The 13,953-nt window shown below is 62.4% G+C and carries 15 protein-coding genes; 9 read left to right on the top strand and 6 right to left on the bottom strand.

The genetic code is table 11. The features are described from left to right. Positions 1 to 126: 126 nt before the first annotated feature. Entirely contained in the window at positions 127 to 2,700 is a 2,574-nt protein-coding gene (mutS, locus tag TZ03_RS10025; protein WP_051097474.1) for a DNA mismatch repair protein MutS, read from the bottom strand. A gap of 303 nt (positions 2,701 to 3,003) precedes the next feature. Here mutS and TZ03_RS10030 point away from each other — a divergent pair, with 303 nt between their 5' ends. The 4 genes from TZ03_RS10030 (at position 3,004) to recX (ending at position 6,038) form a co-directional block, all read left to right on the top strand. Further along, positions 3,004 to 3,657, top strand: coding sequence for a hypothetical protein (locus tag TZ03_RS10030; protein ID WP_051097442.1), 654 nt, complete (start codon positions 3,004 to 3,006; stop codon positions 3,655 to 3,657). Positions 3,658 to 3,892: 235 nt separating this feature from the next. Further along, a complete protein-coding gene (locus tag TZ03_RS10035) occupies positions 3,893 to 4,375 on the top strand; it encodes a CinA family protein (RefSeq protein ID WP_051097443.1) in 483 nt (160 codons plus the stop codon). A 103-nt stretch (positions 4,376 to 4,478) separates the two neighbouring features. Further along, entirely contained in the window at positions 4,479 to 5,546 is a 1,068-nt protein-coding gene (gene recA, locus TZ03_RS10040) for a recombinase RecA (RefSeq protein ID WP_051097444.1), read from the top strand. 21 nt (positions 5,547 to 5,567) lie between these two features. Then, positions 5,568 to 6,038 (top strand): recombination regulator RecX, encoded by a 471-nt coding sequence (recX, locus tag TZ03_RS10045; RefSeq protein ID WP_051097445.1) that lies wholly within the window; start codon positions 5,568 to 5,570, stop codon positions 6,036 to 6,038. 304 nt (positions 6,039 to 6,342) lie between these two features. On the opposite strand, the gene TZ03_RS10050 is transcribed toward recX, so the two are convergent. Continuing rightward, positions 6,343 to 7,461, bottom strand: a complete 1,119-nt coding sequence (locus TZ03_RS10050) for an LOG family protein (RefSeq protein ID WP_051097446.1) — start codon at positions 7,459 to 7,461, stop codon at positions 6,343 to 6,345. A gap of 159 nt (positions 7,462 to 7,620) precedes the next feature. Here TZ03_RS10050 and TZ03_RS10055 point away from each other — a divergent pair, with 159 nt between their 5' ends. Continuing rightward, positions 7,621 to 7,830 (top strand): hypothetical protein, encoded by a 210-nt coding sequence (locus TZ03_RS10055; protein WP_051097447.1) that lies wholly within the window; start codon positions 7,621 to 7,623, stop codon positions 7,828 to 7,830. 16 nt (positions 7,831 to 7,846) lie between these two features. Here TZ03_RS10055 and TZ03_RS10060 read toward each other — a convergent pair whose 3' ends face one another. Then, positions 7,847 to 8,266, bottom strand: coding sequence for a quorum-sensing-regulated virulence factor family protein (locus TZ03_RS10060; protein WP_051097448.1), 420 nt, complete (start codon positions 8,264 to 8,266; stop codon positions 7,847 to 7,849). Between the two features lie 218 nt (positions 8,267 to 8,484). Between TZ03_RS10060 and TZ03_RS10065 the strand changes: the two genes are divergently transcribed. The 3 genes from TZ03_RS10065 to TZ03_RS10075 all read left to right on the top strand — a co-directional run bounded on the left by TZ03_RS10065 (position 8,485) and on the right by TZ03_RS10075 (position 10,461). Then, on the top strand, positions 8,485 to 9,195 hold the full coding sequence (locus tag TZ03_RS10065; protein ID WP_051097449.1) for a tRNA-uridine aminocarboxypropyltransferase: 711 nt from the start codon (positions 8,485 to 8,487) through the stop codon (positions 9,193 to 9,195). Positions 9,196 to 9,374: 179 nt separating this feature from the next. Beyond that, on the top strand, positions 9,375 to 10,025 hold the full coding sequence (gene erdR / locus TZ03_RS10070) for a response regulator transcription factor ErdR (protein WP_051097450.1): 651 nt from the start codon (positions 9,375 to 9,377) through the stop codon (positions 10,023 to 10,025). A gap of 73 nt (positions 10,026 to 10,098) precedes the next feature. Beyond that, positions 10,099 to 10,461, top strand: a complete 363-nt coding sequence (locus TZ03_RS10075; RefSeq protein WP_051097451.1) for a diacylglycerol kinase — start codon at positions 10,099 to 10,101, stop codon at positions 10,459 to 10,461. On the opposite strand, the gene finR is transcribed toward TZ03_RS10075, so the two are convergent. Continuing rightward, the gene (gene finR / locus TZ03_RS10080) at positions 10,458 to 11,384 is read right to left on the bottom strand and encodes a LysR family transcriptional regulator FinR (protein WP_051097452.1); all 927 of its coding nucleotides are present in this window, start codon (positions 11,382 to 11,384) and stop codon (positions 10,458 to 10,460) included. The two genes, TZ03_RS10075 and finR, sit on opposite strands and share 4 nt — an antisense overlap. Before the next feature lie 121 nt (positions 11,385 to 11,505). On the opposite strand from finR, the gene fpr reads away from it, so the two are divergent. Next, complete coding sequence (gene fpr, locus TZ03_RS10085) at positions 11,506 to 12,285, top strand: ferredoxin-NADP reductase (RefSeq protein WP_051097453.1); 780 nt, start codon at positions 11,506 to 11,508, stop codon at positions 12,283 to 12,285. 185 nt (positions 12,286 to 12,470) lie between these two features. Here fpr and TZ03_RS10090 read toward each other — a convergent pair whose 3' ends face one another. Together TZ03_RS10090 and TZ03_RS10095 are read right to left on the bottom strand one after the other, a co-directional pair. Then, positions 12,471 to 12,965: a SprT family zinc-dependent metalloprotease gene (locus TZ03_RS10090; RefSeq protein WP_051097454.1), complete on the bottom strand. Its 495-nt coding sequence runs from the start codon at positions 12,963 to 12,965 to the stop codon at positions 12,471 to 12,473. Positions 12,966 to 13,096: 131 nt separating this feature from the next. Beyond that, complete coding sequence (locus TZ03_RS10095; RefSeq protein WP_051097455.1) at positions 13,097 to 13,696, bottom strand: Yip1 family protein; 600 nt, start codon at positions 13,694 to 13,696, stop codon at positions 13,097 to 13,099. Between the last annotated feature and the right edge of the window lie 257 nt (positions 13,697 to 13,953).

The raw sequence follows: 13,953 nt of genomic DNA on the forward strand, positions 1-13,953 counted from the left end.
CCTCAGGCGACGGCGGCGGCCCTTCCTCTCAGGGCCGCGCGGTTTACAGGTATGGCTGCAGGCCAGGCTAATAACCTGCAGCACCAGCAAACCGCGGCGGATTCTACCAGCTTGTAATGGGTGCCGTTATAACAGGTTCTTTAGTTGATATAGCATTTCGATAGCTTGACGCGGAGTCATGTCGTCCAACTGCAACTTGCCCAGCTTCTCGATGGCTGGGTGAGGCAGGCTGGCGAACAGATCGCTCTGGTGCGGCACTTGTGGCGCGTCCTTGGCTTTTGGGGCCACTGGCTGTTCATGCGGCAGGCTGGCAGTTTCCAGGCGCCCCAGGTGTTCACGGGCACGCTGGATGACCGCCGTGGGTACGCCGGCCAATTGCGCCACGGCCAGGCCGTAACTCTGGCTGGCCGGGCCAGGCAGCACGTGGTGCAGGAACACGATGCGCTCGTTGTGCTCGGTGGCGTTGAGGTGCACGTTGGCCACCAGCGGCTCGCTCTCCGGTAGCACGGTGAGTTCAAAATAGTGCGTGGCGAACAGGGTGTAGGCGCGCAGCTGGGCCAGGCGCTCGGCGGCGGCCCAGGCCAGCGACAGGCCATCGAAGGTGCTGGTACCACGGCCCACTTCGTCCATCAGCACCAGGCTGCGGTCGGTGGCGTTGTGCAGGATGTTGGCTGTTTCGCTCATCTCGACCATGAAGGTCGAGCGCCCGCCGGCCAGGTCGTCGCTGGAGCCGATACGGGTGAAGATGCGGTCGACCAGCGACAGCTCGCAGCTGGCCGCTGGCACGAAGCTGCCGATATGCGCCAGCAGCACGATCAGGGCGGTCTGGCGCATGTAGGTCGACTTACCGCCCATGTTCGGGCCGGTGATGATCAGCATGCGCGTGTTGTTGTCCAGGCCCAGGTCGTTGGCCACGAACGGTGTGGTCAATACCTGTTCCACCACCGGGTGGCGGCCCTGCTCGATGCGCAGGCACGGCTCGTCGACGAAGCGTGGGCAGTTCAGGTCGAGGTTCAGTGCACGCTCGGCCAGGTTGCTGAGCACGTCCAGTTCGGCCAGGGCGGCGGCGCTGTCCTGCAGCGGCGCCAGGTGGCTGATCAGGGTTTCCAGCAGGGCGTCGTAGAGCATCTTCTCGCGGGCCAGGGCGCGGCTCTTGGCCGACAGTGCCTTGTCCTCGAACGCCTTCAGCTCCGGAGTGATGAAGCGTTCGGCGCCTTTCAGGGTCTGGCGGCGGATGTAGTCGCCCGGTGCCTGCTCGGCTTGCTTGGTCGGCAGCTCGATAAAATAACCATGCACACGGTTGTAGCCGACTTTGAGGTTGGCCAGGCCCGTGCGGGCTTTTTCCCGGGCTTCCAGGTCGATCAGGAACTGGCCGGCGTTCTCGCTGATCGCCAGCAGTTCGTCCAGCTCGTTGTCATAGCCGGCCTTGAGCACGCCGCCGTCGCGGATCACCGCCGGCGGGTTATCGATGATCGCCCGCTCCAGCAGGCTGGCCAGCTCCGGGTAGGTGCCGGTAATGGCAGCCAGGCGCGCCAGGTGCGGTGCCTCCAGCTCGGTCATGGCGTTCTGCAGCTCGGGCAGGGCGCCAAGGGCGTCGCGCAGGCGCGCCAGGTCGCGTGGGCGAGCGTTGCGCAGGCCGATACGGGCGAGGATCCGCTCGATATCGCCAATTTCCTTGAGCTGCGGCTGTAGCTTCTCGAAGCGATAAGCGTCGAGCAGGCAGCGGATCGAGTCCTGGCGTGCCTGCAGCACCTTGAGGTCGCGCAACGGGCGGTTCAGCCAGCGGCTCAGCAAGCGGCTGGCCATGGCGGTCTGGCAGCGGTCGATCACCGACTGCAGGGTATTGTCACGGCCGCCAGCCAGGTTGATGTCCAGCTCCAGGTTGCGGCGGCTGGCGCCGTCGAGGATGACCGTGTCGTCCAGGCGTTCGTGACGCAGGCTGCGCAGGTGCGGCAGGGCGGTTCGCTGGGTTTCCTTGGCGTAGGTCAGCAGGCAGCCGGCGGCACCGATGGCCAGGGTCAGCTTGTCGCAGCCAAAGCCCTTGAGGTCCTTGGTGGCGAACTGTTGGCACAGGGCCTTGCGCGCCGAATCGCGGTCGAAGTCCCACGGCGCACGACGGCGGGCGCCCGGGCGTTTCTCGGCGGGCAGGTCGCGCGGCCAGTCGTCGGGGATCAACAGCTCGACCGGGTTCAGGCGCTCGAGCTCGGCCAGCAGGTTTTCCCAGCCCTTGATCTCCTGCACGCTGAAGTTGCCGCTGGTGATGTCCAGCACGGCCAGGCCGAACAGGCGTTCGTCACCGAGCAGTGCGGCAATCAGGTTGTCGCGGCGCTCGTCGAGCAGCGCCTCGTCACTGACCGTGCCCGGTGTGATGATGCGCACCACCTGGCGTTCCACCGGGCCCTTGCTGGTGGCGGGGTCGCCAATCTGCTCGCAGATCACCACCGATTCGCCGAGCTTGACCAGCTTGGCCAGGTAGCCTTCCAGCGAATGGAACGGAATCCCGCACATGGGGATGGACTGGCCGGCCGACTGACCGCGTGCGGTCAGGGTGATATCCAGCAGTTTCGCAGCCTTCTTCGCATCCTCGTAGAAGATCTCGTAGAAGTCGCCCATGCGGTAGAACATCAGCTGATCTGGGTGCTGGTTCTTCAGCTTCCAGTACTGTTGCATCATCGGGGTGTGTGCGGAGAAATCGGAGATTGCTTTATTCATCAATGGTTTAGAAAGTAGGTCTCAACATTGTGGGGCAAATTTGGGGCGTTCTGTGTTGCGTTCGCGACGCCGAGACCCACCGGATTTTTCAAGGTGCATAGGTTACCACGGGTGCCGGGCAGGCAGTACCTGTCAGTCAAGCAACCGCGCAGGGGGCGCCGCAGGCTTATTGACACTATGCCGCCCCTATGGAGAATTGCGTGATTTTGATCATCAGGGACGGTCTGCCTCACTCACCCGCGGTGGCACGTGGCGCAGTAAACAGTTATTGCAATCAGGTTGATTAGAGCAGTGAGCGGAATTCGTTTTGATGTCGATGCGGTATTTTGTATCTCCCTCGATACGCGGGAGGACCGGCGCACGCTGTTCCGTGAAACCATTGGGCGGCAGCTCGACAATGAGGTGGTCTTTCATGTCGTCGAGAAAAACAGCGACCCCAAGCGCGGGTGTTACGAATCGCATCAGCAACTGGCCCGCCATGCACTGGACAACGGTCTCGATAGAATTCTGATTTTCGAGGACGATGCCAAGGCTTATGAATTCGAGGGCTCGCGGGTTCGCTGGGTCAACCGTTTCATGCAGAGCCGACGGTTCGAGGCCCTGCATCTGGGCTATTCCATGGGGCGAACTTGGCTGACCTGGTTTCCGTTCATCGCCAGGGGGCGAGTCGTTGCGCTGCACGCCTACGTGCTGTCGCGCGAAGGCTGCCGGATCCTGGCAGAGACACCCTACGACGGTACGCCCGTGGATGTGGTGGTCAAGCACAAGATCCGCCAGCATTGCGTATTCCCCATGATGTTCCGCCAGCATGCCGCCGCCGTGGCCGGCAGTGACCTGGAACAGGTGGTGCGTAATGAAGATGAGTGGTGGGAGCGTAACTGGGCCAAGCACCGTCGCTCACCGCTGAAGAACATCTGGCGTACTGTGCTGCGGCTGAACTTCTGACATGTCCGATTTGCTCAAGCGCATGGTGTGCCGGCTGTTCAGGCACAAGCCTGTCGAGGTCGAGCGTGTGTTCGTCGGGGAAATTGTGGTTTCGCGACGGGAATGTTGCCGCTGTGGGTGCACGCTTCGGGATTGGGCTGAGTATCAGTGATGTGAGGGGCGATAAACCTCTCGAGGCGAGCCCGCTCACCCTCCTCAAATGGTAGGGTAGGGGGTAGCCTTCAAGGAGCCTGACATGGACCCGATCACCACGCTCGCCACTCGCCTGGGCGAACACCTGCGCCGTTTCAACGCACAGGTGACCACCGCCGAATCCTGCACCGGCGGCGGTATCGCCGAAGCCATCACCCGCGTGTCCGGCAGCTCGGCCTGGTTCGAGGCCGGCTACGTGACCTATTCCAATGTCCAGAAAACCCGCCAACTGGGTGTCCCCGAGGCCTTGTTCGGCCAGGTTGGCGCGGTCAGCCAGGAGGTGGTCGAAGCCATGGTCCGTGGTGCCCAGGCCGCCAGCGGCGCGCGCTTCGCCGTGGCGGTGAGCGGCGTGGCCGGGCCGGACGGTGGTTCGCCGGCCAAGCCAGTGGGCACCGTGTGGCTGGCTTGGGGGGACGGCAGCCAGGTGTTCAGCGAGCGCCGCCAGTTCGATGGTGACCGCGAGGCGGTGCGCCGACAGACGGTGATCGCCGCGTTAGACGGCTTGTTACAGCTTGGTGCCGAGTAAATCGACGACAGGGGTTTGCGCGAGCGCTTGCCTGTGGAATAATACTGGCTACTTATACAGTTATTCCGGCCGTCGGGGCCACGTCGAACACGTGAGGATTTCAATGGACGACAACAAGAAGCGCGCCTTGGCTGCGGCCCTGGGTCAGATCGAACGCCAATTCGGCAAGGGTGCGGTCATGCGCATGGGTGACCACGAGCGCCAGGCCATCCCAGCCATCTCCACCGGCTCGCTGGGCCTGGACATCGCCTTGGGCATCGGCGGCCTGCCAAAAGGCCGTATCGTCGAGATCTACGGCCCGGAGTCGTCGGGTAAAACCACGCTGACCCTGTCGGTCATCGCCGAAGCCCAGAAGAACGGCGCCACCTGCGCCTTCGTCGACGCCGAACACGCCCTCGACCCTGAATACGCCGGCAAGCTGGGCGTCAACGTCGACGACCTGCTAGTTTCGCAGCCGGACACCGGTGAACAGGCACTGGAAATCACCGACATGCTGGTGCGCTCCAACGCCGTTGACGTGATCATCGTCGACTCCGTGGCGGCACTGGTACCTAAGGCCGAGATCGAAGGCGAGATGGGTGACATGCACGTGGGCCTGCAGGCTCGCCTGATGTCCCAGGCGCTGCGCAAGATCACCGGTAACATCAAGAACGCCAACTGCCTGGTCATCTTCATCAACCAGATCCGTATGAAGATCGGCGTGATGTTCGGCAGCCCGGAAACCACCACCGGTGGTAACGCCCTGAAGTTCTACGCCTCGGTGCGCCTGGACATCCGCCGTACCGGCGCGGTCAAGGAAGGCGACGAAGTGGTCGGCAGCGAAACCCGCGTCAAGATCGTCAAGAACAAGGTCTCGCCACCGTTCCGTCAGGCCGAGTTCCAGATCCTCTACGGCAAGGGCATCTACCGCAACGGCGAAATCATCGACTTGGGCGTTTCCCAAGGCTTGGTCGAGAAATCCGGTGCCTGGTACAGCTACCAGGGCAACAAGATCGGCCAGGGCAAGGCCAATGCCGCCAAGTACCTGCAAGAGAACCCGGCCATCGGCACCGAGATCGAGAAGCAGATCCGCGAGAAGCTGCTGAACGCTGGTGCTGTTGCGGCAGCTGGTAAAGCGGCTGCTGCCGAGGCCGATGCCGACGACATGGCCGACGCTGACGCCGGTTATTGATTTGCGCGGTAGATAGCCGATATGTCCGCCGTACTCGACACCCCCGTCGCCATCCGGCGGACAGCCATGGACCTGCTCGCGCGACGTGAGCACGGTCGCGTCGAGCTGACGCGCAAGTTGCGTCAGCGCGGCGCTTCGGATGAGCTGATCGAGCCTGAGCTCGACCGGCTCGCCGAAGAAGGGCTGCTCAGCGAAGCCCGCTACCTCGAAAGTTTCATCAGGTACCGTTCTGGCTCCGGCTATGGCCCTGCGCGTATTCGCGAAGAGCTGGGCCAGCGTGGCCTGGCGCGTGCTGATATCGAGCAGGCATTGCGCGAGAGCGAGGTGGATTGGGGCGAGCGCATGCGTGACGTATGGCAGCGCAAATTCGCCGGCCAACGCCCACAAGATCCACGTAGCCGTGCCCAGCAGACCCGCTTCCTGGCTTATCGGGGGTTCCCCATGGACATGATCGGCCGCCTGTTGAGCGGGCGGGATCTCGACGATTACTGATCGTCGAATCTGCAGCGATCTGCAGCACCTACAGATACTGCACTTCCTTTAGGTGTAGCGCCGAGGTGACTGTCTTGTATTGCCTGGACTGGCCTCATCGCCGGCAAGCCAGCTCCCACAGGTATAGCGGGCGCCCGAAACCTGCACAGTACCTGTGGGAGCTGGCTTGCCGGCGATGGGCCGCACAGCGACCCCAAATTGCTTAACTGACTGGCATTAGGGCATGCCCGCTCCCAAAAATTGCACAAGCCTGCAGATTTTGCGCTAGACAGCTTGCCCCACAGTGCCGCAATCCCAAGCGGCGTCAACTGACCTTCAACGCCTCCCTGGCCCGCTGGGTGGTATGCATGGGCTGCGGCTTGGCCCAGTTCTCCGGCAGGTTGATGAAGTCCACCAGCTCGCGCAGGCGGCCCTGATCTCGGCCATTGAAGGCGAATGACAAGCGGGTCAGGTGGCTGTAATTGCCCACCTCATGCTCGGCACTGCTGTCCGGTTGCTGGTGATACTTGCCACTCAAGCGCAAATCCGCAAAGCCCTCCTGAATGTCATACAGTGCCGCTTCGCTCAGTGGGTGGTGCATGCGAATCACGAACTGGCTCTTCAGCCAACGGCTGGAGTGGTAGTTGCTGTAGAACTGGTTGATTTCCTCCACGGCCTCATCGGCACTGTGCACCAGGCGCAGCAGTTTCAGGTCGCTGGGCAGGATGTAGCGGTTTTCCTCCAGCTGGCGGCTGATGAAGTCCAGGCAGTCGCGCCAGAAGCTGCCACCAGGCGAGTCCAGCAGCACCACAGGTACCAGCGGGCTCTTGCCGGTCTGGATCAGGGTCAGTACCTCCAGCGCTTCATCCAGTGTGCCGAAACCGCCAGGGCACAGCACCAGGGCATCGGCTTCCTTGACGAAGAACAGCTTGCGGATGAAGAAGAAGTGGAACGGCAGCAGTTTGTCGGTGCCGTCCACTGTGGGGTTGGCGTGTTGTTCGAAGGGCAGGGTGATATTGAAGCCCAGGCTGTGTTCGCTGCCGGCGCCTTCGTGGGCGGCGGCCATGATGCCGCCACCGGCACCGGTGATGACCATCAGGTCGGAGCGCGCCAAGGTCGCCCCCAGCTCGCGAGCCAGGGCGTACATCGGGTGTTCCAGCGGGGTGCGCGCCGAGCCGAACACGGTCACCTTGCGTCGGCCCTTGTAACGCTCCAGGGTGCGGAACGACTGGTCCAGCTCACGCAGGGCCTGCAGGGTGATCTTGGCGCTCCAGCGGTCGGTGTCGTCATGGGCCATGCGCAGGATGGTCAGCATCATGTCGCGGTACAGCGGCAGGTTGGGGCTGTTCGGTGCTACCAGTTGCAGTTGTGCGTCGATGTTGCTCAAGTCGATGTTGTTGTCGCGGAAGTGGCTGAACAGCAGTTCATTCGATTGGTAAGGCATGCAACGTCTCCTTCTGCACCAATACCTCTGACCTCAATCTAGACCCTCGCGCCCATTCGTGCCGGGGTGTTTGGCACCGCCGCCCGTCGGCATGCCGCCACCGACGATGCGGGTTTGGTTAACTGGTAAGCGAAACGTGTCGATGCAGGAGGTGGCGGTATGCATCGCTTGACCATCGAAGTCGATCGGCAGCTTTACCAGCAGCTGGAAAATGCGGCCCAGATACATCACCTGAGCCTTGAGGCCGAGTGCCGTCGCCGGTTGTCGGGGCTGGAGTGCCAGTCACGCTACTTGCAGGCGCTGCTGGCAGAGATGCGCGCCGATGCCGCTGAAGGGCGGTGGCGCGCCTGTAAGGACGAAAAGGCGTAGCGCTTGAAAACCGCGGCTACTTCTTCTTGCTGCCGGCCACGCAACTGGCATTGTCGAAGGCCTGATCCATGACCGGCTGGTTGGTCTTGTACACCGTGAAGCGGTACACCATCACCGCGCCCTTGGACATCAGGTTGCGGAAGCCGCTGTTGCGGCAAACGCTGTCGCCCAGTTGGCTACGTACCTGCTCGGGGTTGGCCTGCATGCGCTCGGCGTGGTCCTGGCGCACGCTCAGGTGGTTGACCAGTGCCTTGCCTTCTACGGTATAGCCCTGGTCGAGGATGTCCTCGTTGACCGCACGCGGGGTGCCGACGCTGCTCTCTTCGGCGACCTTCTGCAGCATCTTGTTCAGGTCGTAGTCCTGCTTGGAAGCCGCCTGGGCTGCCAGGGGCAGGGCGAGCAACAGGCTCAGGGCGGGGGCGATAAGGCGCAGCATGAATCTCTCCTGGTTCGATGACTGGCGCTTTGACATGCGCAGGTCGACAGCGTTCCGTGAAATCGCGCGGGTGCGAGGCGCGTTCACGGTAAAATGTCGATTATAAGGAGCGCCTTGTCCGCTGCACAGCAATTGCCCCCCGTTCTGATAGACTGGTGCCCTTGTTTTCTCCGAGTCATCCTTGTGCCCATTTCCAACCTGTCCAGAGGCCTGCCGGCATGAGCCATGCGGTAGCGCGCCTGCGCGCCGAACGCCTGGCCCGCAGCAACAAGCCCTTCATCGCCCGTGGTTCGCGTGCCGAGCGCTGTGCCGATTGCCGGGTCATCGCCAGCCATTGCCTGTGTGCCTGGAAGCCCCGGGTGCAGGCCGAGTCTGGCGTGTGCCTGCTGATGCATGACACCGAGCCGCTGAAACCCACCAATACCGGCTGGCTGATCGCCGACCTGATTGAAGACACCTCCGCCTTCGGTTGGCTGCGCACCTCGGTCGACGAACGTCTGCTGGCCTTGCTGGAAGACCCACGCTGGCAGCCTTACATCGTCTTCCCCGGCGAATTCGTAGCCGAGCAGCGGGTGGTCGGCGAGGTGGTGCGTGAGCCGGGCAAGCGCCCACTGTTCATCCTGCTGGATGCCACCTGGACCGAAGCCCGCAAGATGTTCCGCAAAAGCCCGTACCTTGACCGCTTCCCGGTGTTGAGCCTGCAAGCCGAGCAGATGTCACGCTACCGCCTGCGGCGTTCCAAGCGCGACGATCACTTCTGTACCGCGGAAGTCGCAGCCATGTGCCTCGACCTGGCTGGGGACACCCAAGCCTCGCAGGCGCTGGATGCCTACCTGGATGTGTTCAGCCTGCATTACCTGAGCGGCAAGCGGCGCCTGCCGCTGGACGAGCAGGACGACACCCACCAGCGTTTGCATACCTTCCTATAGTCCAAGGGGCACAACCCCTGCTTTGGTTCATAATGACGGGGCTGGCAGCCAGGGCGGGCGAGACGGCAGGGCGATTGGCTTGACCACCCCAGGCCGTGCTCGGCATCCTTGGCGCCGATTCCCCGCCGGGCGCCTCCCTTACCCCCGGGCGCCTGGCACAGAACAGGATCCTTAGATCGATGGCCACTTACGAAATCCTGATTGCCGATGACCACCCGCTGTTCCGTGGCGCCCTGCGCCAGGCCGTTACCCTCGGCCTGGGCCCGGATGTACGCCTGGTCGAGGTCGCGAGCATTGCCGAACTGGAAACCCGCCTGAGCGAAAAAGCCGACTGGGACCTGGTGTTGCTGGACTTGAACATGCCGGGTGCCTACGGTTTTTCCGGGCTGGTGCTGCTGCGCGGGCAATACCCGCAGATCCCCGTGGTGATGGTTTCGGCGCAGGAAGAGGCCGCCGTGGTGGTCAAGTCCCGCGAGTTCGGCGCCAGTGGTTTCATTCCCAAGTCCAGCACCCTGGAAGTGATCCAGGATGCCGTACGCAAGGTGCTCGACGGCGACGTCTGGTGGCCGCCGCAGGCGTTCGAAAAGGTCGATGTCTCGGCCGAGGCCAAGGCCGCCAGCGAAGGCCTGGCCAGCCTCACGCCGCAGCAGTTCCGCGTGCTGACCATGGTTTGCGAAGGCCTGCTGAACAAGCAGATCGCCTATGAGCTCAACGTCTCCGAGGCGACCATCAAGGCCCACGTGACCGCGATCTTCCGCAAGCTGGGTGTGCGCACCCGGACCCAGGCGGCCTTGCTGCTGCAACAACTTGAATCGCTTGCCAGCAACTAACTGCTTGCTTGTTCACGCTTTTTTGACCCGCGCTGGACTAGTCTGCTGGCCTTTCATCGGTGAAGTGACGCACATGTCGCCATTCAAAGGCCAGACCGGCCTCAAACGCATCTTCAACGCCGCCGGCTATTCGCTGGACGGCCTGCGCGCCGCCTTCAAGGGCGAGGCCGCGTTCCGTCAACTGGTCCTGCTTAACGTGCTGCTGATCCCGACCGCCTTCTGGCTGCCGGTCAGCCGTGCGGAGCGGGCGATCATGATCGTCGTGTGCCTGCTGGGCCTGATCGTCGAGTTGTTCAACTCGGCAGTGGAGGCGGCCATCGACCGCATTTCGCTGGAGCGCCACCCGCTGTCGAAAAACGCCAAGGACATGGGCAGCGCCGCGCAACTGGTGGCACTGACCATGGTGGCGCTGGTGTGGAGCGTCATCCTGCTTTAAGCGATCGGCGGCAACACGATCTCGTCACTGCGGGTAAAGCCTGCGGTGAAGTTGCGGCATAGCTCAAGAAATTCGCGCATGGCCGAGGTCTGGTATTTCTGTTTGTGCCAGATGAAGTAGAACTGGCGCATCAGGTCCAGCTCTGGGGTTTCCACGGGCACCAGGCTGCCGCGGCGGAAGGCATCGCGCAGGGCCAGGCGGGAAATGCAGCCGATACCCAGGCCTGACTCGACCGCGCGCTTGATCGCCTCGGTGTGCTCCAGTTCCAGGCGGATGTTGAGGTTGGTGCGGTGATGGCGCATGGCCTGGTCGAAGGTCAGGCGCGTGCCTGAGCCCTGTTCGCGCAGGATCCACGCCTCCTGGGACAAGGTTTGCACATCCGCGCGGCCCAGTTTGGCCAGCGGGTGCTGCGGCGCGCAGAACACCACCAGTTCGTCTTCGACCCAGGGCTGCACTTCCAGGTCCGGGTGGTTGCAATCGCCTTCGATCAGACCCAGGTCAATTTCGTAATGCGCAACCTGTTGCACGATATGCGCCGTGTTCTGTACATGCAGCTTCACCTGGCTTTCCGGGTGTACCTGCATGAAGCTGCCGATCAGCAGGGTGGCCAGGTAATTGCCGATGGTCAGCGTGGCCCCGACCGCCAGCGAGCCGAAACCGGACTTGCCGTTGAGCAGGTCTTCGATTTCCTTGGCCTGGTCGAGCAGCGCCACGGCCTGGGGCAGCAGTTGCTGGCCCAGGGCGTTGAGGCTCAGGCGCTTGCCGGCGCGGTCGAACAGCTGGCAGCTGGACTGGCGCTCAAGCTCGGTGATAGAGGTGCTGGCGGCCGACTGCGATAGCGCCAGCACACTGGCGGCGCGCGAGACGCTCTGGTGCTGGGCCACGGCAACGAAAACCTGCAGTTGACGAAGTGTGAATCGCATATCGATATAACCGATAACACATATCTTGATAATCCAGTTAACAGATATTGTCGCTGCCCCTAAACTATCGCGCAACTGCGCGTCTTGCGCGCGCCGCGTCTTTCTTCAGGAGCAACATTAGATGAGCAACATGAACCACGAACGTGTCCTCAGTGTGCACCACTGGAACGACACCCTGTTCAGCTTCAAGTGCACCCGCGACCCGGGCCTGCGCTTCGAGAACGGTCAGTTCGTGATGATCGGCCTGCAACAGGGCAATGGCCGTCCGCTCATGCGCGCCTATTCCATCGCTTCGCCGAACTGGGAAGAGCACCTGGAGTTCTTCAGCATCAAGGTTCCGGATGGTCCGCTGACCTCGCAGCTGCAGCACCTGAAGGAAGGCGACGAGATCATCATCAGCAAGAAGCCTACCGGTACCTTGGTCCTCGACGACCTGAACCCGGGCAAGCACCTGTACCTGCTGAGCACCGGCACTGGCCTGGCGCCGTTCATGAGCGTCATCCAGGATCCGGAAACCTACGAGCGCTTCGAAAAGGTGATCCTGGTGCACGGTGTGCGCTACGTGAACGAAGTGGCCTACCGCGAGTTCATCACCGAGCACCTGCCGCAGAACGAGTTCTTCGGTGAGTCGGTGCGCGACAAGCTGATCTACTACCCGACCGTGACCCGCGAGCCGTTCGAGAACCAGGGCCGCCTGACCGACCTGATGCGCAGCGGCAAGCTGTTCAGCGACATCGGCCTGCCACCGATCAACCCGCAGGACGACCGCGCGATGATCTGCGGCAGCCCGAGCATGCTCGACGAGACCAGCGAAGTTCTGGACAGCTTCGGCCTGAAGATCTCCCCGCGTATGCGCGAGCCGGGTGACTACCTGATCGAGCGTGCCTTCGTCGAGAAGTAAGGCACAGGCTGGTACAGGAAGGCGACCCTCGGGTCGCCTTCCTTATGCCTGAAATTAAGTTATTGCCTGTTCCGGCCCTTTCGCGGGCAAGCCCGCTCCTACAGGGCAGTGCATATTTCGGGAGTTGCACGCCCCCTGTAGGAGCGGGCTTGCCCGCGAAAGGGCCGGTGCAGGTAAAACCCAATCTATTCGACCCGCGTCTCGCCGCTATACACCAATATTTGCCGGCAGCGCTTGCACAGGTAGCGCCGCCCCTGGCGCACCAGCTTGTGCCGTTGGGCGGTAAACGGGAAGTCGCTTTGCGGGCAAGGGCAGCGGTAGATATAGCGGGTCACCACGCGCCGTTGCACCTCGTAGTTGTGGCAACGATTGGGTGCAAGGTCGTACACCCCGCGCATGATCAACTGCCACTCCTCGCCATGGGCCTGAATGCTGTCGCCGAACAGCTGATGGGCAACCAGGTGCGCCACCTCATGAGCCACTGTCTGGCGCAAGAAGTCTTCCCTGTTTTCCAGATACAACTGCGGGTTGAAGCGGAGCTTGTTTTCGTGAAGATGAGCAACACCGGCTTTTTGCCCGCGCAGCCTGAAGCTGACTTCCGGGCGCGGGAAGGGGCGTTTGAAGAAGGTTTCGGCTTGCTGGTAACAGGTTTCGACGCGTTGTCTGAGCAGCTCGGGCATGGCGGGATGGTTCTCCTGACCGGGCATTATGCCGCAACTACAGGCAGCCTGCCGAGCCACCGGTCAGCGCACAGCCAGAGGCCGCCTTGCGGCGGCCCCTGGTTGATGCCCCAGTGTTGGTTGAGTCTGTTCTAGTTGGTGTAGACGGGCCCCACGCCCAATCCCCAGATAATCACCGTGGCGGCCATGATCGCCACCAAGACCACAAGGCCCACCGCCAGTACCGAGCTCGAGAACAAAAAGCCTTCGTCCGACGGTATGTTCATGAACGTCGGCAAGCCGACGTACAGCAAGTACACCGTGTAGCAGATGGCGGCGGTGCCGACCAGCATGCCCAGCCACAGGTGCGGGTAGAGCGCCGCCAGGCCGCCGATGAACAGCGGGGTGGCGGTGTAGGTGGCAAAGGCGATGCACTGCGCCATGGACGGGTTGGCATCGTAGGTGCGGGCCATCCAGTGGATGAAGGCGCCCATCACCGCCACCCCGGCGAGCATGGCCAGGTACGACATGAGGCTCATCCAGATCGCGCTTTCCATGGTCAGCATCACTGCCGGCCGGTCGCCGATCACCCAGCCGACCTGGGTGGTGCCAATGAACGCCGAAACGGCAGGGATCGCTGCCAGGATCAGGGTATGCGTCAGGTACATGTGGCTGATGGTTTCTTCTTCGCCACGAATCTCCCGCCATTCCTGGTCGGGATGGGTAAACAGCCCCACAACGTGATGAATCATGCCGGTCACTCCTCTCAATGTTGCCAAACGCCCCCCAGATGGAGCGCAAGCGGCCCGAGGCCTGAACACCGATGCAAGCGGTAATGTGGCCTTATGTCGCAGTATAGGAAGCCATTACCTGCATAAACCATGCTTTTTAGAGCAAATTGCGCTCTCAACCGTGCTGTTGATTACATTGAAGTCTTTATAGGAATGCCTACAGCGCCGCCGCGTTTGTGCGTAAAATAGCCGGCTTTTGTCACACCTCGCGGATCCAA

Source organism: Pseudomonas sp. 10-1B, from assembly GCF_000935045.1.
GTDB lineage: Bacteria > Pseudomonadota > Gammaproteobacteria > Pseudomonadales > Pseudomonadaceae > Aquipseudomonas.